Consider the following 23522-nt stretch of genomic DNA (forward strand, 5'->3'; position numbering starts at 1 on the left):
AGGTGACCTGAGGAGCGACCCGCGATGAACTGCGGATTTGCCCGCGGTTACCTGCTGATTGGCCCGCAGTGACTGAGGATCAACCCGCGGTGACCTGCGGAGTGTCGCGTGCTGCCGTGCGGATTGCCCTGTGCCGACCTGGGGATTGGCCCACGCTGCCCGCGCGCCGCCAAGGTGACCCGGCGCGTCGCCACGCTGACCCGCGCGGCGCCACGCTGACCCGCGCGTCGCCACGCTGACCCGCGCGTCGCCACGCCGACCCGCGCGGCGGCGACCGTTGACCCGCGCGGCGGCGACCGCTCACCCACGCGTCGCCCCACACTCACCCGCTCATCACCCCGCACGCCTACCCGACGCACTCCCTGAGCCGCTGACTGGCTCGCAAGCCCGGAGCGCCCACCAGACCCACCGACTCCACACCCCAACGAACCTCCAACAACCCCAAGGTGATTCACACATGCGAACTTCCACTCCCGCCCAGCTCCACATCGCCGACGAACTGCTCACTCTGCTCGCCGAGGTCAGCACCGAACCGCGTGCCGACACCCGGCTGGATGCCCTGACCCTCGCGGTCGCCGCTGATCTGCCGGTGTTGCTGTGGGGGGAACCGGGTATCGGCAAGACCGCGGCGCTCACCCAGCTCGCCGATTCGCTCGATCTGCCGCTCACCACGGTGATCGCGAGTGTCCATGAGCCGTCGGACTTCTCGGGGCTGCCGATCATCGGCGACGATCCCGCCGCCAACGGTGTCCCCATGGCGCCGCCGGACTGGGCGGTGCGCCTGGTGCGGGCTGGGCGCGGGCTGTTGTTCCTCGACGAACTGTCCACCGCGCCGCCCGCCGTCCAGGCCGCGCTGCTGCGCCTGGTCCTCGAACGGCGGGTCGGCGCGCTGCGCCTGCCACCCGGCGTGCGCATCATCGCCGCCGCCAACCCGCGCTCGTCCGCGGCCGACGGCTGGGAACTGAGCGCCCCGCTGGCGAACCGGTTCGTGCACCTGCACTGGGCGCACGATCACGATGTGGTCGTGCGCGGTCTCGGCGGCACGTGGCCGCGCGCCACCCTGCCCCGGCTCGATCAGGGAAAGCTGCGGGACGCGGTGGTGTTCGCGCGTCGCGCGGTGTGCGGGCTGCTCGCGGCCCGGCCGAAACTGGTGCACCAGATGCCGACGAGCGAGACCCGCAGGGGTGGGGCGTGGGCGTCGCCGCGCAGCTGGGACATGACCGTGCGGCTCGTCGCCTTCGCCACCGCGGCCGGCGCGAGCCGGGACGTGCTGTCGCTGCTGGTGCGCGGCGCGGTCGGCGACGGCCCCGGCTTCGAGCTGCTCACCAGCATCGACCGGATGGACCTGCCCGATCCCGAGGACGTCCTCGCCGACCCGGCCGGTGCCGACCTGCCCGAGCGCGGTGACCTGCGCCAAGCCGTGCTCGACGGGGTCGTGGCGGCGGTGCGCAAGCGCCCCGAACGGTCGCGGTGGGACGCGGCCTGGCTGGTGCTCGTCCGGGCCGTCGAGACCGGGCCGCCGGACCTGGTGGTCGTGCCGGCCACGACGCTGGCGACCCTGCGCCGCGACGACTGGATGGTGCCCGCGGCGATCGAACAGCTCGCCGGCGTGGTCGCGGTTTCCCGCTCCGCCGACGACGCCGCCCGGGTCGCGGCGGGGGTGGGCCGGTGAACGAACTCGACCTCGAACGCCTCTACGCCGCCCGGCTGCACGCGGTCAGGGCCAGGCCGTACCTGGCGAGCGCCCTGTACGCGCTGCGCATCGTCGAATCACACGGGGTGCCGACGATGGGTGTCGACCGCCACTGGCGCTGCTACGTCTCGCCCACGTACGTGGCGCGCGAGAGCGTGGCGGAACTGGCTTCCGTTCTGGTGCACGAGGTGTCGCATCTGCTGCGCGATCACCACGGCCGCAGCGACCGGTACGCCCATGCGCACGGCCTCTCCGGCCGGGCCGAACGGTTGCGGATGAACATCGCGGCCGACGCCGAGATCAACGACGACGTGTTCGGTGACGGCCTGGTGCCGCCCGAGGGCATCGTCACCCCGGCGCTGCTGCGGCTCGATCCCGGCAAGCTGATGGAGGACTACCTGCGCGAGTTCACCCTCGGCCACCTCACCCAGGACTTCGCCTGGCTCGACTGCGGCAGCGGGGCCGACGGCCTCGACCGCGAATGGGATCTCGGACCCGACGGGGCCGACGGTCTCAGCGAACAGGAGTGCGAGGCGGTGAGATACCGGGTGGCACAGGGCATCAGCGGCCGGCGCGGCGAGGCGCCGCAGGGCTGGCGGCGCTGGGCCGAGGACACCCTGCACCCGCCGCAGCCGTGGCGTGACCTGCTGGGCGCGGCCATCCGCTCGGCCGCGGCGAGCTCGGGCCGCGGCGCCGACTACACCTACGGCCGCCCGGCCCGGCGCTCGGCCGCCCTGCCCGGGGCGGTCCTGCCGAGCCTGCGGCGCAACCCGCCGCGGGTCAGCGTCGTCATCGACACCTCGGGCTCGGTCAGCGACACCGAATTGGGCAGTGCCCTACTGGAAGTGGCCGCCATCTCGCGGGCGGTCGGTGGCAGGCGCGACCTGGTGTCGGTGCTGTCCTGCGACGCCGCGGCGCATGTCGCCTACCCGCTGTGCCGGGCCGAGCAGATCCCCCTGATCGGTGGCGGCGGCACCGATCTGCGGGTCGGTTTCACCACGGCCCTGCGCACGCGGCCCGACGTGATCGTGGCGCTGACCGACGGCTACACACCGTGGCCGAACCGGCCGCCCTGTCGCACCGTGGTCGGACTGTTCCGCCGCGCTGACCAGGGAGACGAGGACGATCCGGACTACGTCCCGCGCACGCCGCCCGCCTGGGCGCGCGTGGTCGACATCGGCTGAGGCCTACGTCCCGGCGACCTGTCGCCGGGCCCGCAGGCGTGGCGCCGCCAGCATCGCCAGGCCGGAGAACAGCAGGCCGGCCAGCGGGAGCAGCGGGAGGTAGGACACCCAGACGATCGGCTCGGGAAGCGACAGCGCCACGAACGTCGCGAGCACGGTCACCAGGAAAACGATCCCTGACCAGCGATGCACCTGGCGGACGCGCCCCGCGCGCGATGTCGCGCGCCCGCGGCGGAAGACCAGCACGAGCATGAACAGCCCCGACAGGGCCAGCGCGGCGAGCGGGATCAGCGGCAGGTAGGAGACCCACTGCGGTCCGCTCAGCGCCAGCACGAGCACGGTGACGACCAGGATCGCGGTGAAGACGATCGCGGACCAGCGATGCGTCGGTCGAACCCAGGTGGTGTTCATCGAGAGACCCTTTCGTGTGTTCCGTCGGTGACGATGTTTCCAGCGGGCGGCGCCCGGACGCTTCTCGATTCCTGACCGTTCCGGCGCACGTCCACAGTGACGTATTGCGTGTGGTGCACGTCACAGTTGGATCGCGATTCGCCCCATTCGTCTCGAGGACTTTCCCAACGCTTGGGTAGTTCTTTACTATTGACGCCGACCCTGTGTCCTGGGTCAGATCTCGCAGCTCAGCATCAATTGCCAGTGCATGTTCGACCGATGAACCGGGCGCCCTCGCGGCCCCGGCGAAGGAGAATGATGACCGACAATGATCCGGGCCCATCGCTGAAATCTGTTCTCCAGCACGATCTTCCAGCATCCGTAGTGGTCTTTCTGGTCGCGTTGCCGTTGTCGCTCGGTGTCGCGCTGGCGTCGGGGGCGCCGGTCGTCGCCGGGTTGATCGCCGCGGCCGTCGGGGGAGTGGTGGCCGGATTACTCGGGGGTTCGGCGATCCAGGTGAGCGGCCCGACCGCCAGTCTCGCCGTCGTCGTGGCCGCCGCCGTGCAGCAATTCGGCTGGGCCGCTATGTGTTTCATCACCATCGGGGCGGGACTGCTGCAGATCCTGTTCGGGCTCAGCCGGATCGCGCGGGCCGCGCTGGGTATCGCCCCCGTGGTCGTGCACGCCATGCTGGCGGGCATCGGCGTGATCATCGCCCTGCAGCAGGTGCACGTGCTGCTCGGCGGCGCCACTGTCAGCTCGCCGTGGGCGAGCATCGTCGCGCTGCCGCGCCAGGTGATGTCGGTGCAGAAGGGTGACCTGTTCGTCGGCGTGCTGGTCATCGCCGTGCTGGTCGGCTGGCAGTACCTGCCGCGCCGGGTGCGGGTGGTGCCCGGTCCGCTGGTCGCGGTGGTCGCGGCCACGGTGGTCTCGCTGGTCCTGCCGCTCACGGTCGAACGGGTGCGCCTGGACGGCTCGCTCCTCGACGGCATCGGCCTGCCCGCGCTGCCGCACGGCGGGTGGGCGCCGATCGTGCTCACCATGCTCACCGTCGCGCTCATCGCCAGCGTGGAAACCCTGCTGTCGGCGGTCGCGGTCGACAAGATGCGCCCCGGTCAGCGCACCGACTTCGATCGCGAGCTGCTCGGTCAGGGCGCGGCCAACATGGCCTCGGGCGCGCTGGGTGGCCTGCCGATCGCGGCGGTGATCGTGCGCAGCATCACCAATGCCAACGCGGGCGCGCGCAGCAGGGCCGCCACCGTGCTGCACGGCTGCTGGATCCTGGTGTTCGCGATCGCCCTGGTGGGGCTCGTGCGTCAGATCCCGACCGCCGCGCTGGCCGGGCTGCTGGTGCTGATCGGCGTGCAGCTGGTGAAGCTGGCCCACATCAAGCGGGCCCGCCGCACCGGCGATCTCTACGTGTACCTGGTGACCGTGGTCGCCGTGGTCTCGCTGAACCTGTTACAGGGCATGGTGATCGGGCTCATCGCCTCGTTCGCGCTGCTGCTGTGGCGGGTCGTGAAGTTCACCATCGCGGCGGTGCCGCGCCCCGACGGCAGCTGGCTGGTGCGCATCGACGGCACCTGCACCTTCCTCGCCGCGCCCAAGCTCACCGGCGAACTCGCCAAGGTGCCCGCCGGGGTGGACGTGACGGTGGAGCTGAGTGTCGACTTCCTCGACCACGCGGCCTGCGAATTGCTCTCCGAATGGGCCGATGCCCGCGAAGCCGCCGGTGGCGCTGTCGATTTCGTCGAGCTGGGCACCGCGCGGATGGCCCGCGCGCAGGACGGACCGCCCGAACACGGCCATGCCCGCAAGGCGGTCGACGAGGCGATCCGGCCGTGGCGGCGCAGCGGTGGCGTCGACCCGATCGCCGCGGGCATCGCGGCCTATCACCGCGGCCACGCGCACCTCATGCGCCCGCACCTGGACGGACTGCGGCATCGTCCCGACGCCGACACCTTCTTCCTGACCTGTGCCGACGCCCGCGTGGTGCCCAATGTCATCACCGGCAGCGGCCCCGGTGACCTGTTCACCGTCCGCAATGTCGGCAACCTCGTCCCGGTCGGCGGCAGCGACGTCTCGGTGGAGGCGGCGCTGATCTACGCCCTGGACAAACTCGACGTGCGCTCGGTGGTGGTCTGCGGGCACAGCGGCTGCGGTGCCATGGAGGCGCTGTACGGGCAGGTGCAGGCCGGGCCGGGCCTCGACGACTGGCTCGCCCACGCCCGGCCCACGCTGACGGCGTTCCAGCACGGTCATCCGGTCGCCGAGGCGGCGCGGCTGGCCGGGTTCGGCCCGGTCGACCAGCTGGGCATGGTGAACGTGGCGCGGCAGGTGCAGACGCTGGCCGACTATCCGGCCGTGCGTGCGGGGATCGAGGAGCGCGGCGTGGCCGTGTCGGGGCTGTTCTTCGATCTGGCCACCGCGCGGGTGATCGAGGTGACCGTCGACGGAATCACCGAATTCGGTGCTGCCAGAAGCGGAGTCGCGACGGAACCGGTGTAGGCGCCACTGATGTGGGTCACACCACAGCGGGCCCGCCGTTATGGCGGGCCCCACTCTTCCTCGGGCACACTGGCTTTGCCAAGTCTTTACCAATACTGTGGTGACACTCGACCCGGTCCGCTGTCGCACCGGGATTCGCGTGCTTCATCGCTGGAGAAGCTGTTCCGCGGTCACTCGACCGCATATGACACGTAGATCGTCCATCGACCACGGCTGTGCCGCGTCGCCGAAGGAGAACCATGTCAGTAGCGAACGACCTAGCTCCCCCGCTCCACCCGGCGCCACCGCCGGCACCCGCCCCGCCCTCGTACTGGCGCGACACCGTGCTCCGCCATGATCTGCCCGCCTCGATCGTGGTCTTCCTCGTGGCCCTGCCGCTCTCGCTCGGCATCGCCGTCGCCTCCGGCGCGCCGGTCGCCGCGGGCCTGGTCGCCGCCGTGATCGGCGGCATCGTCGTCGGACTGTTCGGTGGATCGGTGCTGCAGGTCAGCGGTCCCGCGGCCGGGCTGACCGTCGTCGTCGCCGAATCGATCGCGCAATTCGGCTGGCGCGTCACCTGTTTCATCGTCGTCGGCGCCGGGCTGTTACAGATCCTGTTCGGCCTGAGCCGGATCGCGCGCGCCGCACTGGCCGTGGCACCGGTCGTGGTGCACGCGATGCTCGCCGGGATCGGCATCACCATCGCGCTGCAGCAGATCCACGTGCTGCTCGGCGGGTCCTCGCACAGCTCGGCCTGGCGCAACATCGTCGAGCTGCCCGGTCAGCTGATGTCGCTGCACGGCGGCGGAGTCCTCGTCGGCGCCGTCGTGATCACGGTGATGCTCGGCTGGAAGTACATGCCACCGAAGCTGCGCGCGGTGCCGGGACCACTGGTCGCCGTCGTCCTCGGCACCCTGCTGTCGCTGGTCCTGCCCGGCGGCGTGGAGCGGATCGTGTTGAGCGGCTCGCTGTTCGACGCGCTGCAACTGCCCGAGCTGCCCTCGGGCAACTGGTCGGCGGTCGCCATGATGGTGCTCACCATCGCCCTCATCGCCAGCGTCGAGAGCCTGCTCTCCGCGGTCGCGGTGGACAAGATGCACACCGGGCCGCGGACCGGGTTCGACCGCGAGATGATCGGTCAGGGTTCGGCCAACGTGCTCTCCGGGCTGGTCGGCGGCCTGCCGGTCACCGGTGTCATCGTGCGCAGCGCCACCAATGTGCAGGCGGGCGCGCGCAGCCGGGCCTCGGCGGTCATGCACGGCTGCTGGATCCTGCTGTTCTCCGTGGCGCTGGTCGGCCTGGTCGAGCAGATCCCGATGGCCGCGCTGGCCGGGCTGCTCATCGTCATCGGCATCCAGCTGGTGAAGCTGGCCCACATCCGCCTGGCCCGGCGCACCGGCGACCTGCTGGTGTACGTGGTCACCGTGGGCTCGGTGGTGTTCCTCAACCTCCTCGAGGGCGTGATCATCGGTCTGGCACTGGCTTTCGGTCTGCTGCTGTGGCGGGTCGTGCGTGTGCAGGTCGCGGCCGAGCCGTTGCCGGGGGACGCGCGCTGGCTGGTCCGGATCGACGGATCGTGCACCTTCCTCGCCCTGCCGAAGCTGTCGGCCGAGCTGGCGAAGGTGCCCGCGGGCGCCGCGGTGACGGTGGAGATGACGGTCGACTTCCTCGACCACGCCGCGTTCGAGGCCATCGAGTCCTGGCAGCACCAGCAGGAAAGCGGCGGCGGCCGGGTCGATTTCGTGGAGATCGGCAGCGCCAGAATGGCCGACACCCCCGCCGCCCCGCCCGCACGCGGCTTCGGCCGCGAGACCTGGGACCAGCTGCTCGGCCCGTGGCGGCACGAGAAGTCCGGCAGCGACGCGCTCGCCGCCGGCGTGTCGGCCTTCCACCGCAGCCACGCGCACGTGGTCCGGCCGCACCTGGACGAGCTGCGCGACCGGCAGGACCCGGATTCCTTCTTCCTCACCTGCTCGGACTCGCGGATCGTGCCCAACGTGATCACCTCGAGCGGGCCGGGTGACCTGTTCACCGTCCGCAATGTCGGCAACCTGGTGCCCACCACCGCCGACGATTCCGTCGAGGCCGCCCTGGTGTTCGCGCTGGAGGAACTCGCGGTGCGCTCGGTCGTGGTCTGCGGGCACTCCGCCTGCGGGGCGATGAAGGCCGTGTACACCGGAGCCGACGCCGAGGGCGGGCTGAGCTCGTGGCTGCGCCACGCCGCCCCGAGCCTGGACCGGTTCCGCGCCGAGCATCCGGTCGCGCTGGCGGCGCGGGCGGCGGGCTTCGACGAGGTCGACCAGCTGAGCATGGTCAACGTCGCCGTGCAGCTCGAGACGCTGCACGCCCATCCGGCCGTGCGCCGGGCGGTGGCCGAGCGCGGGGTGGCGGTGTCGGGGTTGTTCTTCGACATCGCGGGCGCGCGCGTCATCGAGGTGACCGCCGACAGCGTCCGCACCATCGACGACCGCGCCGAGGCGCCCGTCACCGCGTGATCGGCCGTGCCGTCGGCTCGTAGTCTGGAACGATGACGAGCAAGCCGACCGCCGACCCCACCGACGCCCCGGCGGACTCGACCGCCGGGGCGCCGGGCTTCAAGGAGCGCTGGCGCGCCTTCCGCGCCGGGATCGAACACCGCCCTACCCTGAACCTCGGCTACCGGATCGCCGTCGGCGTGGTCGGTGGGCTGGTATTGCTGGTCGGGATCGTGACGATCCCGTACCCGGGACCCGGCTGGGCGCTGGTGTTCGCCGGATTCGGCATCCTGGCCACCGAGTTCGTCTGGGCCCACCACACCCTCACCTGGGTACGGGGCAAGTACCGGATCGTCATGGACTGGTACACCTCCCGTGGCTGGACGATCCGGATTCTCGGCGCGGTGGCCACCTTCGCCCTCGTCGTGGTGACGCTGTGGCTGCTCGGCACGTTTTCGATGGTCGCAGGGTGGATCGGAGTCGATTGGCCATGGTTGCGCAGTCCCCTGATGTCGTGAGTACCGTCCCCGGACGCCTGCTCACCGATCCCGCGTGGATCTCCGCCCGGATCGGTGAGATGAGCCGCGCCTGGGGCACCGACGCGGCCCGCGTCGGCGGCACGCTGTGGTGGTGCATGGTCGCCTCCGCGCTGGTCGACCAGGTCACCCGCGCGTACGCGGCGGGCGCGCCCGCACCGGTCGCCGCGCTCGACGACCTCGACTGCGAGGTCAGGCCCGACGGCGGCGTCGAACACGTGTGCTTCCGGTCGACCGGCGAGACCGCGGCCGTGGCCGCCGCCCTGCGCGAGACCCTGACCGCCGTGATCCCGCAGGTGGCCGCCGTGTCCGGGGCGGGTGTGCCCGCGCTGTGGGCCGTCGTCGCCGACGCGATCGGCAACCGGGCGCTCGACGCGGGCGCGGGCGAGGCCGGGACGCGGCTGGCCGCCGAGGTCGGCGGGCGCCTGCCCGCGCCGCGCTTCGTCACCGTCGGCGCGCGCACCTTCGTCAAGCGGATCTCCTGCTGCCTGGTCTACGAGGTCCCCAGCTGCCAGATGTGCACCAGCTGCCCGAAGCGCCCCGCCGCCGAACGCGCGGCCCTGCTCGCCGAAGCCTGATCCGCGCGACCGAAGATCGCGCGGTGGCGGGCCGCCAGTAGGATCGTGCACGCGTGGGAAGACCCACGCCCACCGACGTCAAGGAGAGCATTCCCGTGACCACCTCTGCACCCATCAGTCCAGTCGCCCTCGTCCGGGTGCCGGCGGGGACTACCGCGGGCGCGGCGGTGCGGGGGGCGGGGCTGCCGACCAAGGGGCCCGACACGATCGTCGTGGTCCGCGACGCCGAGGGCGCGCTGAAGGATCTGTCCTGGATCCCGGAGGTCGACGTCGAGGTCGAGGCCGTCGCCGCGAACACCGAGGACGGCCGCAGCGTGATCCGCCATTCGGCCGCGCACGTGCTGGCCCAGGCCGTGCAGCAGGAGTTCCCGGACGCCAAGCTGGGCATCGGCCCGCCGATCAAGGACGGCTTCTACTACGACTTCCGCGTCGACCGGCCCTTCACCCCCGAGGATCTGGCGAAGCTGGAATCGCGGATGAAGAAGATCGTCAAAGGCGCGCAGCGCTTCTCGCGGCGCGTGGTCGAGATCGACGAGGCCAGGGTCGAACTGGCCAAGGAGCCGTTCAAGCTCGAGCTGATCAGCGACAAGTCGGGCATCGACGACCCGGAGATCATGGAGGTCGGCGGCAACGAGCTGACCATCTACGACAACCTGGATCCGCGCACCGGCGAGAAGATCTGGGGCGACCTGTGCCGCGGCCCGCACATTCCCACCACCAAGTTCATCCCCGCCTTCAAGCTGACCCGCAGCTCGGCCGCCTACTGGCGCGGTGACCAGGACCGCGAGGACCTGCAGCGCATCTACGGCACCGCCTGGGAGTCCACCGAGGCGATGGACGAGTACCTGCACCTGCTGGCCGAGGCCGAGCGCCGCGACCATCGCAAGCTGGGGCTCGAGCTCGACCTGTTCAGCTTCCCCGACGAGCTCGGCTCGGGGCTGCCGGTGTTCCACCCCAAGGGCGGCATCATCCGCAAGGAACTCGAGGAGTACTCGCGCAGGCGCCACATCGACGCGGGCTACGAGTTCGTCAACACCCCGCACATCACCAAGGGGCACCTGTTCGAGGTCTCCGGTCACCTCGACTGGTACCGCGACGGCATGTTCCCGGCCATGCACCTCGACGCCGAACTCAACGACGACGGCACCGTGCGCAAGCCCGGCCAGGACTACTACGTCAAGCCGATGAACTGCCCGATGCACAACCTGATCTTCCGCGCGCGCGGCCGCTCCTACCGTGAGCTGCCGCTGCGGCTGTTCGAGTTCGGGTCGGTGTACCGCTACGAGAAGTCCGGCGTGATCCACGGCCTGACCCGCGTGCGCGGCATGACCCAGGACGACGCGCACATCTACTGCACCAAGGAGCAGATGCACGCGGAGCTCACCACCACCCTGCAGTTCGTGCTGTCACTGCTCAAGGACTACGGCCTCGACGACTTCTACCTCGAGCTCTCCACCAAGGACCCGAAGAAGTTCGTCGGCTCCGACGAGCTGTGGGAGGAAGCCACCGAGACCCTGTCGAAGGTGGCCTCGGCCTCGGGGCTGGATCTGGTGCCCGATCCGGGCGGCGCCGCGTTCTACGGCCCGAAGATCTCCGTGCAGGCCAAGGACGCGCTGGGCCGCACCTGGCAGATGTCGACCATCCAGCTCGACTTCAACCTGCCCGAGCGCTTCGACCTCGAATACACCTCCTCCGACGGCACCAAGCAGCGCCCGGTGATGATCCACCGCGCCCTGTTCGGCTCGATCGAGCGGTTCTTCGGCGTGCTCACCGAGCACTACGCCGGCGCCTTCCCGGCCTGGCTCGCGCCGGTGCAGGTCGTCGGCATCCCGGTGGCGGAGAACTTCGCCCCGCACCTGGACGCGGTGATCGAGCGGCTGCGCGACGCGGGCGTGCGCGCCCAGGTCGACCGCAGCGACGACCGGATGCAGAAGAAGATCTTCAACCAGACCGCGCAGAAGGTGCCGTTCATGCTGCTCGCCGGCGCGCGCGACGTGGAGGCGGGCGCGGTGAGCTTCCGGTTCCGCGACGGCACCCAGGTCAACGGCGTGCCGGTCGACGACGCCATCGCCACGATCCTGGCCTGGATCGGCAACCGGGAGAACACCTCGCCGACCGCCGACGGGTTCGACGTGGTCTCCGCGGTGGTTCCCGCATGAGCGACAGCTTCGCCCCGGAGGCCGGGTCGATCGTCGACACCGGGGCGGGCCAGCCGGACCGGCTGCAGCGACTGTGGACGCCGTACCGGATGTCCTACATCACCGGCGAGGTGAAGCCCAAGGACGCCACGGGCCACCCGTTCACCGACATCCCGAAGATGTCGGACGAGGACGGGCTGATCATCGCCCGCGGCGAACAGGTCTACGCGGTGCTCAACTTGTACCCGTACAACCCCGGGCACATGATGGTGGTGCCGTACCGCCGGGTCGCCGACCTGGAGGACCTGACGACCGCGGAGAGCGCGGAGCTGATGGCCTTCACCCAGCAGGCCATCCGGGTGATGAAGCGGGTCTCGCGGCCCGCCGGGTTCAACGTCGGGCTCAACCTCGGTGGTGTGGCCGGTGGTTCGCTGGCCGACCACCTGCACCAGCACATCGTGCCGCGCTGGGGTGGGGACGCGAACTTCATCACCGTGGTCGGTGGGGTGAAGGTGATGCCGCAGTTGTTGCGCGAGACGCGACAGCTGCTGGCGGAGGCGTGGGAGGAATAACAACCGTGCTCAGCTTCTTCGGCCGCCAGACGTTTGCGAAAGCGACTGCGCCGCTGGGCAAAGCGCTCGTCGGGACGGGGCTCACCCCGGACGCGATGACACTGATCGGTACCACCGCGACGATCGCGGCCGCGGTGACCCTGTTCCCCTCCGGACACCTGTTCTGGGGGACGATGGTCATCTGGCTGTTCGTCATGTTCGACATGCTCGACGGCGCCATGGCGCGGGCGCGCGGTGGCGGCACGAAGTACGGCGCCGTCCTCGACGCCACCTGTGACCGGGTGGCCGACGGCGCCATCTTCGGCGGCCTGGCCTGGTGGGCGGTCTACCACGAGCACAGCAGGTCGCTGTTCGCGGCGACGCTGGTCGTGCTGGTCACCTCGCAGGTGATCTCGTACGCGAAGGCGCGCGCCGAAGCCAGCGGGCTCTCGGCCGACGGCGGGCTGATCGAACGGCCGGACCGGCTCGTCATCGTGCTGGTCGGCGCCGGGCTCACCGGCATCGGCGGGCACTGGGGCATCGAATGGCTCACCTGGGCCGTGTACGTGGCCATGTGGGCGCTGGCGGCGCTCAGCATCGTCACGGTGTTCCAGCGGGTGCTCGCGGTGCGCAATTCGCCGGGCGCGCGGGTCGTGATCCCGCCTGCGCCCGCACGTGATCCGGCGGAAGGGTCGGCGCCGTGACACTCACCGAACGGCTGAGCGACTGGGGATACGCCGCGGGCTGGCGGGTCGTGCGTTCGGCGCCGGAAGGCCTGGTGCGCAAGGTGTTCGATCTGGGCGCCGACCGTGCCGTCAAGGACGGCGGGCCCGCGCAGTTGCGGCGTAACCTGGCTCGGGTGCTCGGAGTGTCACCCGAGCAGGTGCCCGCCGACCTGCTGCGTGCCAGTATGCGCTCCTACGCCCGGTACTGGCGCGAGGCGTTCCGGCTGCCCAGCATGGACCACAGCACCATCGACTACCACGTCGGCGGTCTCGAACATCTCGACGCGGCCCTCGACGACGGGCGCGGGGTGATCCTGGTGCTTCCGCACTCGGGCAACTGGGACATGGCAGGGGTGTGGCTGGTGCAGCACTACGCCACCTTCACCACGGTGGCCGAGCGGCTGAAGCCGGAGTCGCTGTTCGAGCGGTTCGTCGCCTACCGGGAGAGCCTCGGGTTCGAGGTGTTCCCCCTGACCGGTGGCGAACAGCCGCCGTTCGCGGCGTTGGCCGAGCGCCTGCGGCAGAACCGGATCGTCTGCCTGATGGGCGAGCGCGACCTGACCGGCAAGGGCGTGCCCGTCGACTTCTTCGGCGAGCGCACCTGGATGCCTGCGGGCGCGGCGAAGCTGGCCATCGAGACCGGCGCGTCGTTGCAGCCGGTGCACGCCTGGTTCACCACCGAACCCGACGGCACCGAGGGCTGGGGCCTGAAAACCAGTGCGCCACTTGATGTCTCCGGCGGTGTCGCGGCGACGACGCAGCTGCTGGCCGACCGGTTCGCCGCGAACATCGCCGAGCACCCGGCCGACTGGCACATGCTGCAACCGCTGTGGGAAGCCGACCTCTCCCCGGAACGGCTGGCCCGGATCGCGGCCAACCAGACGGGTGGTGCGGCGTGAGGATCGGCATGGTCTGCCCGTATTCGTTCGACGTGCCCGGCGGCGTGCAGGCCCACGTGGTCGAGCTGGCCAGGGTCTTCCTCGAGCGCGGGCACCAGGTGAGCGTGCTCGCGCCCGCCTCCGACGACACCCCGCTGCCCGATTTCGTGGTGTCGGCCGGGCGCGCGGTCGCCATTCCCTACAACGGGTCGGTGGCGCGGCTCTCGTTCGGCCCGATGGCCTACACCAGGATCCGGCGCTGGATCGACAGCAACGACTTCGACGTGCTGCACATCCACGAGCCCAACGCGCCGAGCCTGTCCATGCTGGCGCTCAAGATCGCCGAGGGCCCGATCGTGGCCACCTTCCACACCTCGACCACGAAGTCGTTGGTGCTGAGCACTTTCCAGGGCGTGCTGCGCCCCTACCACGAGAAGATCAGCGGCCGAATCGCCGTGTCGGAACTGGCGCGGCGCTGGCAGGTCGAGGCGCTCGGCTCCGACGCGGTGGAGATCCCCAACGGCGTCGACGTCTCGGCCTTCGCCCGCGGACCGCTGCTCGACGGGTATCCCCGCGCGGGCAAGACGGTGCTTTTCCTCGGCCGCTACGACGAGCCGCGCAAGGGCATGGACGTACTGCTCGGCGCGCTGCCCACCCTGGTCGGCCGCTATCCCGACGTCGAGATCCTCATCGTCGGGCGCGGGGACGAAGACCGGTTGCGTCGCGAGGCGGGCGGCAACGCCGGGCACCTGCGGTTCCTCGGCCAGGTCTCCGACAGCGAGAAGGCCGCCGCGCTGCGCAGCGCCGACGTGTACGTGGCGCCGAACCTCGGCGGGGAGAGCTTCGGCATCATCCTGATCGAGGCCATGGCCGCGGGGACGCCGGTGGTCGCCAGCGAACTCGACGCGTTCCGCCGGGTGCTGCGCGACGGGACCGCGGGCCTGCTCACCCCGATCGGTGACTCCGCCGCGCTGGCCGCCGCGATCGACACCGTGCTCACCGACGACGACACCCGCGAGCGGCTCGTCCGCACCGCGACCCAGGTTGTCGCCGAATACGACTGGCCGGTGGTGGCCGAGCAGATCCTGCGGGTCTACGAGACCGTCACCGTCGGCGACAACCGGGTCAGGGCCGCCGGATGATCACCTTCTCCGCGACGACGGTTCTCGTCCTCGGCCTGATCGCGCTGCTCGTGCTCGCCCTCGGTGTGTGGGCCTACTCCACCGCCAACCGGCTCGACCGCCTGCACGTGCGCTCCGATCAGTCCTGGCAGGCCCTCGACGCCGCGCTGGCCCGCCGTGCCGTGGTGGCGCGGGCGGTGGCGATGGCCATCGGCGGCCCGGTGAGCACCGATCCGGACCGCGCCGACAAGGCCGCTCAGCTGGCGTCGCTGGCCGATCGGGCCGAACGCGCCGACCGCGGGGAACGCGAGACCGTGGAGAACCAGCTCTCCGCGGCGCTGTCGGTGGTCGACATCGATCAGCTGCGCCCGCAGCTCGTCGCCGAACTCGCCGACGCCGAGGCCAGGGTGCTGATCGCGCGCCGCTTCCACAACGACGCCGTGCGCGACACCCTCGCCTTGCGCACCCGCAGGCCCGTCCGCGTCCTGCACCTGGGCGGTACTGCGCCGCTGCCGGAGTACTTCGAGATCACCGAGCGGGCCACGCCCGCCGCGTCGACCGGGCTTGAGGTGCACACCACCCGCACCTCCGCGCGAGTCGTGCTGCTCGACGAACAGGACAGGGTGCTGCTGCTGCGCGGCCACGATCCGGTGCTGCCCGAGGTGGCGTTCTGGTTCACCGTCGGCGGCGGCGTCGAGCCGGGGGAGAGCCTGCGCGAGGCCGCCGTGCGCGAGGTGTACGAGGAGACCGGCCAGCGCGTCGACCCGGCCACGCTGCGTGGTCCGGTGTGGCGGCGGGTGGCGGTGTTCCCGTTCAACGGGGAGATCATCCGGTCCGAGGAACTGTTCTTCGTCCTGCGCGCGCCCCGCTTCGAGTGGCGCCCGGCCGACCTCGACGCGCTCGAGCGGCGCACGATCACCGACCACCGCTGGTGCACCCAGGCCGACATCCGCGCGCTCGACGCACAGGACGAGGCGGTCTACCCGTACCACCTCGACGAATTGCTCGCCGAGGCCGTGTCGGCCGCGGCCGGCGACACCGAACCCGTCGTACGCTCGATCCGCTGAACGCGCTGGCCCGACGGGTCCGCCAGGGCGATATCGGGTACCGCGGGCTCGCGCCGCAGATCCTGACTCGCCGCGGGCGGTAGCCGTCCGGTATCGGCTCGTTCGGGCAGTTGTCCGGTTTCGCCCGGGCGGCAGGATTGCCGGTGTCGAGGAGACGATCGGGAGGCGCTCGATGGCAGGAAGCGGCAGCGCGGTGACCGTGTCGGCCGACGAGGTGATCGGGTTTCGGCTCCGCGCGCACCAGCTCACCACGCGGTGTCGCGCCGACGATCTCCTCGCCGCCGCGGGTGCCTGCGCGGTGCAGAACAGTCCGCCCGGGTCGGCGCTGCTCGCCCTGCACGCCAGGGTCCGCGACGTCACCGGTGCGCGGGTCGATCGGTTGGTGGCAGACGAGAAGTCGCTGCTGCAGACCTGGAGTCTGCGCGGGGCGCCGTTCTTCTTCCCGACCGCCGACGCGCCCGTGTTCACCACCGGTGTGCTGCCGCCCACCGAGGCCGGGCGGTTGCACCTCATCGGCGGCGTCGAACAGGCATTGCGCACGCTGGATCTGGGCCTGGACGAGATCGTCGACCGCACCGCAGAGGCGACCGGACCCGTGCTGTCGGGTCGAGCGCTGGCCGTCACCGAACTCGGCGCGGAGGTCGCCGCACGCCTCGCGGGCACGCTGACCAGGGCGCGCCGGGCGGCGTGGGAGGCACCGGGGCCCTACGGCGCGAATCAACCGCTCGGGGAGGCCGTCGTCCACTTCTGCCTGCGGATCCTGACGCTGCGCGGACTCCTCTGCCTGGCACCGCGCAGCGCGAACACGGCGCCTTTCGTCCTGCTCGACGAATGGCTGGGCGATCCGGTGCCCGAGACCGATCCCGGCGAAGCGCGCGCCGCGCTGCTGCGCCGGTACCTGCGCTGCTACGGGCCATCGACCCGCAAGGATTTCGCCGCCTGGGTCGGGATCGGCAGCAGGGACGCGCAGCCCTGGTGGGAGGCGATCGCCGATGAGCTCACGCCCGTCGATGTCGACGGGCGCCGGACCTGGATCCTCACCGAGCATGCCGACGACCTGCGATCGGCCGACGTCCACGGGGTACGACTGCTGCCGCCCGGCGATCCGTATACCCAGATGCGGGACCGCGCCACGATCGTCGACCCGAAACACCAACGCGCGGTGTGGAAATCGGTGGGCGCGCCCGGCGCGGTGCTGGCCGACGGCGCCATCGCGGGCACCTGGCGGCCCCGCAAGCACGGCCGCACCCTGACGGTCACCGTCACGCTGTTCGCGCCGCTGCGCTCCGCGCTCCGCACCCGGTTGCGCGAGGAAGCGCGACACGTGGCACAGCTGCGCGGCGCCGATCAGGCACACGTCGAATTCGACGACGAGTCGGACTAGTCGGGCAATTCCCAGGGTGACCGGTCACCTTGTGGCGTTGAGGCTGCTCAGGACCGCGCGGGCGGTCCGGGTGGTCACGCGAGGACGTCGGGGCGCAACGGAATCGGGTGCTCGTAGGGTGCGGTCGCGTCGAGGGCGCGCAGGGTTGTTGCGGTGTGATCGTCGAGGGGGTAGAAGAGCTCGACGGCGAGTTCGGCGAGGGTCACGTCGGCCGGGGCGCCGAAGGTGACCATGGTGCTGAACAGGCGGAGTTCCCCCGCGGGGGTGTGGATGCGCAGCGGGACCGCGAACGGGCCGACGGGGATCGGGGCGGAGCGGGGCGAGTCGTCCGGCGGGACGGGGTAGGCGCTGACTTCGTCGTAGAGGGCGCGCAGGACCGGGTCGCCGGTGGCGCGGACCTGGCGCAGCAGCCGTTCGAGCAGATAGGCGCGGACCTCGGTGAAATTGGCCATGCGGATCGGGGCGTCCGGTGGGTCCGGCGTCAGGGCGAGGCGGTAGACGTTGGCGGGTCGGCCGTCGGACGCGGCGGGCACGGCGTCACCGAACAGGCCCATCGCCCGGTTGGTGGTGACCACGTTCCAGTGCCGGTCCACCGCCACGGCCGGATACGGTTCGTGTGCGGCCAGGACGGTCGCCAAGGCGGTCCTGGCCCCGTCGGAATCGGTGTCGCCGAGCCCGGTCTCGCGGTACTCCGGGGCGAAACCGCCGGCGAGCAGCACCGTATTCCGTTCGCGCAGCGGCACATCCAGCGTCTCGCACAGCTTCAGGACCATCGCTCGGCTCGGCATGGCCCGGCCGGTCTCCACGCACGACAGGTGGCGCGCCGAGCTGTCGGCGGCCAGGGCGAGTTCGAGCTGACTCAACCGCCTGCGCTGTCGCCACTCGCGCAGCAGCGCACCGACGGGACTGTCTCGGACCGGACTGTTCACCGTGCCAGGGTAGGCCCGCCGCGTCATCGCCTCCATGACCCCGGAGGTCATTGAGCCGATGACCCATCGCTGCCAGCGTGGTGCGCATGACAACCGAGACCACACCCGACCACACCGCGACCGCCGAACAGGCGGTGCTCGACCTGCTCCACCGCCAGATGGACGCCTGGGCCGCCGGGGACGGCGCCGCCTTCGCCGAGACCTTCACCGAGGACTGCGATTTCGTTTCCGTCATCGGGGAATTCATCCGGGGCCGTGCGGAATTGGCGGTCGAGATGCAGCGCGGCTTCGACGGGTTCATGCGCGGAACCCACCTGGCCGAACCCCTCCGGCGCACCCTGCGTTTCCCCACCCCGGACACCGCCGTCCTGATCACGACGACACCGCGCCCGGCACCCCCGGGTGCGCAGACCGGACCCGAGCGGTCGATCCAGACCAGGGTCGCGGTGTGCGCGGCGCGGCGGTGGCTGTTCACCAGCTTCCACAACACCCACGTCCGGGTCTGAGACGACCACGAAGGTCACGGGGACCGGTAATCCGCTGGATCGTGGTGCCCACCGCCGTTAGAGTGGCGGCGTGAATTCTCCGGAGGCGTCCAGAAGGTAGCCGTCCGGCCTGCGGGCCGGGCGGCGTTGTGCGCGTGCGTGTCCCACCGGATCGGTGCGGCACGTCTCGTCGGCGACGCCGGATAGCCATTCCTCGCGGCAGGGCCTCCCTGGCCCGCCGCGTTCTCTCGGACATCTCGCGTGTGGCGAGGTGTCCCTGTCCGGAGAATGGATCACTCATGCCCATCGGGGTTTTCGTGCTCGCTGTCGCGGTGTTCGCGCAGGGCACATCGGAATTCATGATGTCGGGATTGCTGGCCGACACCGCCGCCGACTTCGGCGTCTCACTCGGCACCGTGGGGTTGCTGACCTCGGTGTACGCCGTCGGTATGGTGCTCGGCGCGCCGACGATGGCGGCCACCGCGGGCCGGTGGCCGCTGCGGCGTTCGGCCTGCACGTTTCTCGCGCTGTTCTGTCTCGCGCATCTCGTCGGCGCCGTCACCACGGACTTCACGGTCCTGGTCGGCGCGCGGGTGCTCGCGGCGATCGCCAACGCGGGGTTCCTGGCGACCGTGCTCGCCGCCCTGCCGGGACTGGTCGGCCCGGCCAAGGTCGGGCGTGCCACCTCGGTGGTCGTGTCCGGGGTGACCGTGGCCTGCATCGCGGGAGTCCCCGGGGGAACGCTGCTCGGCCAGGTGTGGGGGTGGCGGTCGGCCTTCTTGGCGGTGGCGCTGGTGAGCGCCGCGGTGCTGATTCCGGTGGCCCTGCTGGTGCCACGGGACGGCATCGGAGACGGGACGCCGGAACGGTCGGTGCGGTCGGAGCTGGCCGTGCTCGGCGTGCGCGAGGTGCGGATCGCCGTCCTGGTCGGGGCACTGGTCAACGCCGCGACCTTCGCCGCGTTCACCTATCTCGGCGCCGTCACCGCGCGGACCACCGGCGCCGACAGCCGCTGGGTACCGGTGGTCCTCGCGCTCTTCGGCCTCGGCTCCTTCGCCGGGGTCACGCTCGCCGGCCGCTACGGCGACCGCCACGGCCGCACGATCATCGCGGCCGGGACCGCCGCATCGGTCGGGGTGTGGGCTCTCGCCGCCGTGACCGCGCACACCATCGCCGGCCTGGTGACCATGACGCTCGTCACCGGCGCCGTGGCGTTCGGGGTCGGCTCCGCCCTCATCGCGACGATCGTGCGGACCGCCGCGCCCGCGGCGCCGCGCCTCGCCGGCGCCCTGGCGACGACGGCGCTCAACCTCGGCGCGGTTCTCGGCCCGGTGGCGGCCGGCCTGGTGGTCGACGCGGCCGGAACCCCGGTCGCGGCCCTGTGGTGTGCCGGCGTGGCGGCCGCCCTGGCCGCCGCGATCGTGCTCGGCGACCGCGTCCGGACCGGCCGCGCGGGCGTCGCCGTGCGGGTCGACACGCACTGAGACCCGGGCCACTCGAGCAGGCCAGCGGCGGTCCGGGACCGGATCGCCGCTGGTCGTGGCAAGGCCAGTGGACCTCAACTGGCTATGAAGGCCGATTCCGGGCGGCTCTAGAATCGACGGTGTCCATCCCGAGCGACCTGATTGGCGCACATGACACAGGAGACAGCCGTGACTACGCCTGAGACCACCACCACCGTCGGCACCGCCCGCGTGAAGCGCGGCATGGCCGAGATGCTCAAGGGCGGCGTGATCATGGACGTGGTCACCCCGGAGCAGGCCAAGATCGCCGAGGACGCCGGCGCGGTGGCCGTCATGGCGCTCGAGCGGGTTCCGGCCGACATCCGCGCCCAGGGTGGCGTCTCCCGGATGAGCGACCCGGACATGATCGACGGCATCATCTCCGCCGTGTCCATCCCCGTGATGGCCAAGGCCCGCATCGGTCACTTCGTCGAGGCGCAGATCCTGCAGAGCCTGGGCGTCGACTACATCGACGAGTCCGAGGTCCTCACCCCGGCCGACTACGCCAACCACATCGACAAGTGGAACTTCACCGTCCCCTTCGTCTGTGGCGCCACCAACCTGGGCGAGGCCCTGCGCCGCATCACCGAGGGCGCGGCCATGATCCGCTCCAAGGGTGAGGCGGGCACCGGCGACGTCTCCAACGCCACCACCCACATGCGCACCATCCGCGCCGAGATCTGCCGCCTGACCTCGCTGCCGGAGGACGAGCTGTTCGTCGCCGCCAAGGAGCTGCAGGCGCCCTACGAGCTGGTCCGCGAGGTCGCCCAGACCGGCAAGCTGCCCGTCGTCATGTTCACCGCCGGTGGCATCGCCACCCCGGCCGACGCCGCGATGATGATGCAGCTCGGCGCCGAGGGCGTGTTCGTCGGCTCCGGCATCTTCAAGTCCGGCAACCCCGAACAGCGCGCCGCCGCCATCGTCAAGGCCACCACCTTCTACGACGACCCGGACGTGCTGGCCAAGGTCTCCCGCGGCCTGGGTGAGGCCATGGTCGGCATCAACGTCGAGGAGATCCCCCAGCCCCACCGCCTCGCCGAGCGCGGCTGGTGAGCTGAGACCACCCGACCGTCCAGGTCCTCCGGCGGGCGTCGTGCGCAGGCACGGCGCCCGCCGTCGTTCGTTCTGCGGCACGAGCGCTCCGGTGACGGCGACGAGGCGGCCTGCCGCACCGACCTGAGGCCTTCGATGGTGCCGGATGGGCGTACCGTACAGTCGGTCCGTGGCCGCGCTCGACTTCTTCTTGCTGGTCGTCGCGGGATTCTTCACCGGGCTGGTGGGTTTCGTCACCGGGATGGCCTCGATCGTCTCGTACCCGGCGCTGCTGGCCGTCGGGCTGCCGCCGGTCGCGGCCAATGTCACCAACACCGTCGCCATGGTGGCGGTCGGGGTGGGCGCGACCGCGAACTCGGGGCGCGAACTCGCCGACCGGGGGAGCACCCTGGTGCGGTGGGCCGTGCTCGCGGCCCTCGGTGGGTTGCTGGGTGCGCTCGCGTTGCTGGTGGCGCCGGCGGGCGCGTTCGAGGTCGTCGTCCCGTTCCTGGTCGCGGCCGCCTCGCTGGCGCTGCTGGTGCAGCCGATCGTGCGCCGCCATGTGGGCGAGCTCCAGTCGCCGTGGATCGTGCCCATCGGCATCCTGCTCATCTCCGTCTACGGCGGTTATTTCGGCGCGGGCGCCGGGGTGATCTACCTGTCGATGATGCTGCTGTGCACCTCCGAATCCCTCTGGAGCGCTTCGGTGCTCAAGAGCTTCCTGCTCGGGATCGCCAATCTCGTCGCCGCCGCCGGTTTCGCGGCGTTCGGTCCGGTGCACTGGGGCGCGGCGCTGGCCCTCGGGGCGGGCGCCTTCGTCGGTGGGTGGTGTGGACCGCCGGTGGTGCGGGTGATCCCGCCGAATGCGCTGCGGGTCGCGGTCGGAATCTGCGGACTCGGCCTGGCCGTCTACCTGGCGCGGTAGCGGAACGGCCGGTCACCTCGGCCGTCGACTGGCCCAGGGTGCGGGGTGACGTGTCACATTTCGTGACGTGATCGGTGCCGGACACGCCTGTCCGGCCGCGGCGCCGGACGTACCGTGGCAACGGTGCACCACACTGACGTCGAAATCGCTATCCGCGCAACAGAAGTCGCCTCGGAACTGATCCGTTCCGCGTACCTGGCGCCCGTCACCCGCTACGCCAAGGAGGGCGACGACTTCGCCACCCAGACCGACCTGGCCGCCGAGCGGGCCATCCTCGGCGTGCTCACCGAGGCGCGCCCCGACGACCGGTTCCTCGGCGAGGAATCGGGATTCACCGGAGCGGCGGACGCCGATCGCACCTGGATGATCGATCCGCTCTGCGGCACCCGCAATTTCGCGGTCGGCACGCCGTCGGTCGCGGTGAACGTGGCGCTGCGGACCGGGTCCACCGTCACCGCCGCGGCGGTCGGCGCCCCGTTCGCCGACGAGGTGCTGTGGACCGAAGGGGAGGGCGCCTTCGCCCGCCGCGACGGTGCCGACCAGCGATTACACCCCGAAGCCGAGAACCGCCTGGTGGACGTCGATCTCGACGGTCCCTTTCCCTGGTCCTCTCCTGCCCGGCTGCTCGACGCTCCCGAGTTCGTCGAGGCGTTTCATCCCCGGGTGTTGTCGACCTCGCTGGCCCTGGTCTGGGTCGCGGCGGGCCGCCGCGCCGCCTACGTCACCGGCGGTGACGTCAGCGACAGCGTCCACTTCGCCGCCGGGATCGCCCTCTGTGAGGCAGCCGGGTGCGTGGTCACCGGCCTGGCGGGGCAACCGCTGGGCGCCGCGCCGCACGGGCTGATCGCCGCCGCCGACGCCGACACGCATGCCCGGCTGGTCGCCGCGATCGACGCCCTGCGCTGACATCCGCGTCCCGTTCGTCGTGATCACCGGCCCGCGCTGACCATCGCACGGCACCGGCGAGCTGCCGATGCCGTGCGTGAATCACGGTGTGCTCCAGGGTGCCTGAGCGGGTCGGTCGGCGGGATCACAGAGCATCGTGGCCCCGTTCTCAGAGTTTCCTCACCATCGCTGGGTAGCGTCCGGGCTGTGGCATCGAGGCCTGCGTCGTGTGGCGCTGGTCCGTGCCGTCGCCCTCCGGGCGAGAACGCCGACCCGACGTAAGGACGAGTGGATGAAGTTTGGGAAGACCGGACGTGTCGCGATCGCCGGACTGGCCGTGGTCGCCGCCCTGGGCCTGAGCGCCTGCAGCGACGACAAGGGCGACAAGCCCGCCGCCAAGACCACCACGAGCGCCAAGACCAGCGCCGCCGCGGCCGCGAATCTGCCCCCGGTGCCGACGGTCGACGAGCTGAACCAGCAGCTCACCACCGCGCTGGATCCGTCGGTGCCCAACGATCAGAAGCTGGACTTCGTGCAGGGCGGGGAGGCCGATCCCGA

Annotated in this window: 20 protein-coding genes and 1 pseudogene; 19 read left to right on the forward strand and 2 right to left on the reverse strand. The window is 71.2% G+C overall.

Annotated elements, in window-relative coordinates; all coding sequences use genetic code 11:
- Positions 1-457: 457 nt before the first annotated feature.
- The gene (locus AB0H56_RS14070) at positions 458-1672 is read left to right on the forward strand and encodes a MoxR family ATPase (protein ID WP_357161966.1); all 1215 of its coding nucleotides are present in this window, start codon (positions 458-460) and stop codon (positions 1670-1672) included.
- Complete coding sequence (locus tag AB0H56_RS14075; RefSeq protein ID WP_357161969.1) at positions 1669-2877, forward strand: VWA-like domain-containing protein; 1209 nt, start codon at positions 1669-1671, stop codon at positions 2875-2877. The genes AB0H56_RS14070 and AB0H56_RS14075 overlap by 4 nt, the downstream gene beginning before the upstream one ends.
- Before the next feature lie 3 nt (positions 2878-2880).
- Here AB0H56_RS14075 and AB0H56_RS14080 read toward each other — a convergent pair whose 3' ends face one another.
- Positions 2881-3288 carry a hypothetical protein gene (locus AB0H56_RS14080; RefSeq protein WP_357161972.1) on the reverse strand — a complete coding sequence of 136 codons (408 nt, stop codon included), beginning with the start codon at positions 3286-3288 and terminating at the stop codon, positions 2881-2883.
- Positions 3289-3582: 294 nt separating this feature from the next.
- On the opposite strand from AB0H56_RS14080, the gene AB0H56_RS14085 reads away from it, so the two are divergent.
- The 11 genes from AB0H56_RS14085 to AB0H56_RS14135 all read left to right on the forward strand — a co-directional run bounded on the left by AB0H56_RS14085 (position 3583) and on the right by AB0H56_RS14135 (position 17206).
- Positions 3583-5775 (forward strand): SulP family inorganic anion transporter, encoded by a 2193-nt coding sequence (locus AB0H56_RS14085; RefSeq protein ID WP_357161975.1) that lies wholly within the window; start codon positions 3583-3585, stop codon positions 5773-5775.
- A 239-nt stretch (positions 5776-6014) separates the two neighbouring features.
- The gene (locus AB0H56_RS14090; RefSeq protein WP_357161978.1) at positions 6015-8249 is read left to right on the forward strand and encodes a bifunctional SulP family inorganic anion transporter/carbonic anhydrase; all 2235 of its coding nucleotides are present in this window, start codon (positions 6015-6017) and stop codon (positions 8247-8249) included.
- A gap of 32 nt (positions 8250-8281) precedes the next feature.
- The gene (locus AB0H56_RS14095) at positions 8282-8746 is read left to right on the forward strand and encodes a TIGR02611 family protein (RefSeq protein WP_110036084.1); all 465 of its coding nucleotides are present in this window, start codon (positions 8282-8284) and stop codon (positions 8744-8746) included.
- Positions 8743-9342, forward strand: coding sequence for a (2Fe-2S)-binding protein (locus AB0H56_RS14100; protein WP_357161981.1), 600 nt, complete (start codon positions 8743-8745; stop codon positions 9340-9342). The genes AB0H56_RS14095 and AB0H56_RS14100 overlap by 4 nt, the downstream gene beginning before the upstream one ends.
- Before the next feature lie 95 nt (positions 9343-9437).
- The gene (gene thrS, locus AB0H56_RS14105; RefSeq protein ID WP_357161984.1) at positions 9438-11501 is read left to right on the forward strand and encodes a threonine--tRNA ligase; all 2064 of its coding nucleotides are present in this window, start codon (positions 9438-9440) and stop codon (positions 11499-11501) included.
- Positions 11498-12052, forward strand: a complete 555-nt coding sequence (locus AB0H56_RS14110) for an HIT domain-containing protein (protein ID WP_357161987.1) — start codon at positions 11498-11500, stop codon at positions 12050-12052. Before thrS ends, AB0H56_RS14110 begins: the two co-directional genes overlap by 4 nt.
- 5 nt (positions 12053-12057) lie before the next feature.
- Positions 12058-12735, forward strand: coding sequence for a phosphatidylinositol phosphate synthase (gene pgsA, locus AB0H56_RS14115; protein WP_357161990.1), 678 nt, complete (start codon positions 12058-12060; stop codon positions 12733-12735).
- Complete coding sequence (locus AB0H56_RS14120; protein WP_357161993.1) at positions 12732-13655, forward strand: phosphatidylinositol mannoside acyltransferase; 924 nt, start codon at positions 12732-12734, stop codon at positions 13653-13655. The genes pgsA and AB0H56_RS14120 overlap by 4 nt, the downstream gene beginning before the upstream one ends.
- Positions 13652-14776 (forward strand): glycosyltransferase family 4 protein, encoded by a 1125-nt coding sequence (locus AB0H56_RS14125; protein WP_357161996.1) that lies wholly within the window; start codon positions 13652-13654, stop codon positions 14774-14776. The genes AB0H56_RS14120 and AB0H56_RS14125 overlap by 4 nt, the downstream gene beginning before the upstream one ends.
- Positions 14776-15822, forward strand: coding sequence for an NUDIX domain-containing protein (locus tag AB0H56_RS14130; protein WP_357162100.1), 1047 nt, complete (start codon positions 14776-14778; stop codon positions 15820-15822). Before AB0H56_RS14125 ends, AB0H56_RS14130 begins: the two co-directional genes overlap by 1 nt.
- A 172-nt stretch (positions 15823-15994) precedes the next feature.
- Complete coding sequence (locus AB0H56_RS14135) at positions 15995-17206, forward strand: winged helix DNA-binding domain-containing protein (protein ID WP_357161999.1); 1212 nt, start codon at positions 15995-15997, stop codon at positions 17204-17206.
- Between the two features lie 74 nt (positions 17207-17280).
- Here AB0H56_RS14135 and AB0H56_RS14140 read toward each other — a convergent pair whose 3' ends face one another.
- On the reverse strand, positions 17281-18135 hold the full coding sequence (locus tag AB0H56_RS14140; RefSeq protein ID WP_357162002.1) for a helix-turn-helix transcriptional regulator: 855 nt from the start codon (positions 18133-18135) through the stop codon (positions 17281-17283).
- A gap of 86 nt (positions 18136-18221) precedes the next feature.
- On the opposite strand from AB0H56_RS14140, the gene AB0H56_RS14145 reads away from it, so the two are divergent.
- From AB0H56_RS14145 to AB0H56_RS14170, 6 genes and pseudogenes are all read left to right on the forward strand, one after another.
- Positions 18222-18641 (forward strand): SgcJ/EcaC family oxidoreductase, encoded by a 420-nt coding sequence (locus AB0H56_RS14145; protein ID WP_357162005.1) that lies wholly within the window; start codon positions 18222-18224, stop codon positions 18639-18641.
- 278 nt (positions 18642-18919) lie between these two features.
- On the forward strand, positions 18920-20104 hold the full coding sequence (locus AB0H56_RS14150; RefSeq protein ID WP_357162008.1) for a Cmx/CmrA family chloramphenicol efflux MFS transporter: 1185 nt from the start codon (positions 18920-18922) through the stop codon (positions 20102-20104).
- A 150-nt stretch (positions 20105-20254) separates the two neighbouring features.
- The gene (pdxS, locus tag AB0H56_RS14155; protein WP_357162011.1) at positions 20255-21175 is read left to right on the forward strand and encodes a pyridoxal 5'-phosphate synthase lyase subunit PdxS; all 921 of its coding nucleotides are present in this window, start codon (positions 20255-20257) and stop codon (positions 21173-21175) included.
- Between the two features lie 169 nt (positions 21176-21344).
- On the forward strand, positions 21345-22079 hold the full coding sequence (locus tag AB0H56_RS14160) for a sulfite exporter TauE/SafE family protein (RefSeq protein WP_357162014.1): 735 nt from the start codon (positions 21345-21347) through the stop codon (positions 22077-22079).
- Between the two features lie 123 nt (positions 22080-22202).
- Positions 22203-22985: an inositol monophosphatase family protein gene (locus AB0H56_RS14165; RefSeq protein WP_357162017.1), complete on the forward strand. Its 783-nt coding sequence runs from the start codon at positions 22203-22205 to the stop codon at positions 22983-22985.
- Between the two features lie 271 nt (positions 22986-23256).
- A pseudogene (locus tag AB0H56_RS14170) lies at positions 23257-23522 on the forward strand (hypothetical protein); the annotation flags it as partial.

Origin of the sequence: Nocardia sp. NPDC050717 (assembly GCF_040654275.1) — a bacterium.
In the GTDB taxonomy this organism is placed as follows: domain Bacteria; phylum Actinomycetota; class Actinomycetes; order Mycobacteriales; family Mycobacteriaceae; genus Nocardia.

Coding starts and splice junctions, on each gene's coding strand:
- AB0H56_RS14090 (WP_357161978.1), top strand. CDS start 6,015: ATGTCAGTAGCGAACGACCTAGCTCCCCCGCTCCACCCGGCGCCACCG.
- AB0H56_RS14110 (WP_357161987.1), top strand. CDS start 11,498: ATGAGCGACAGCTTCGCCCCGGAGGCCGGGTCGATCGTCGACACCGGG.
- pdxS (WP_357162011.1), top strand. CDS start 20,255: ATGACACAGGAGACAGCCGTGACTACGCCTGAGACCACCACCACCGTC.
- AB0H56_RS14145 (WP_357162005.1), top strand. CDS start 18,222: ATGACAACCGAGACCACACCCGACCACACCGCGACCGCCGAACAGGCG.
- AB0H56_RS14085 (WP_357161975.1), top strand. CDS start 3,583: ATGATGACCGACAATGATCCGGGCCCATCGCTGAAATCTGTTCTCCAG.
- AB0H56_RS14150 (WP_357162008.1), top strand. CDS start 18,920: ATGCCCATCGGGGTTTTCGTGCTCGCTGTCGCGGTGTTCGCGCAGGGC.
- AB0H56_RS14135 (WP_357161999.1), top strand. CDS start 15,995: ATGGCAGGAAGCGGCAGCGCGGTGACCGTGTCGGCCGACGAGGTGATC.
- AB0H56_RS14095 (WP_110036084.1), top strand. CDS start 8,282: ATGACGAGCAAGCCGACCGCCGACCCCACCGACGCCCCGGCGGACTCG.
- AB0H56_RS14070 (WP_357161966.1), top strand. CDS start 458: ATGCGAACTTCCACTCCCGCCCAGCTCCACATCGCCGACGAACTGCTC.
- AB0H56_RS14080 (WP_357161972.1), bottom strand. CDS start 3,288: ATGAACACCACCTGGGTTCGACCGACGCATCGCTGGTCCGCGATCGTC.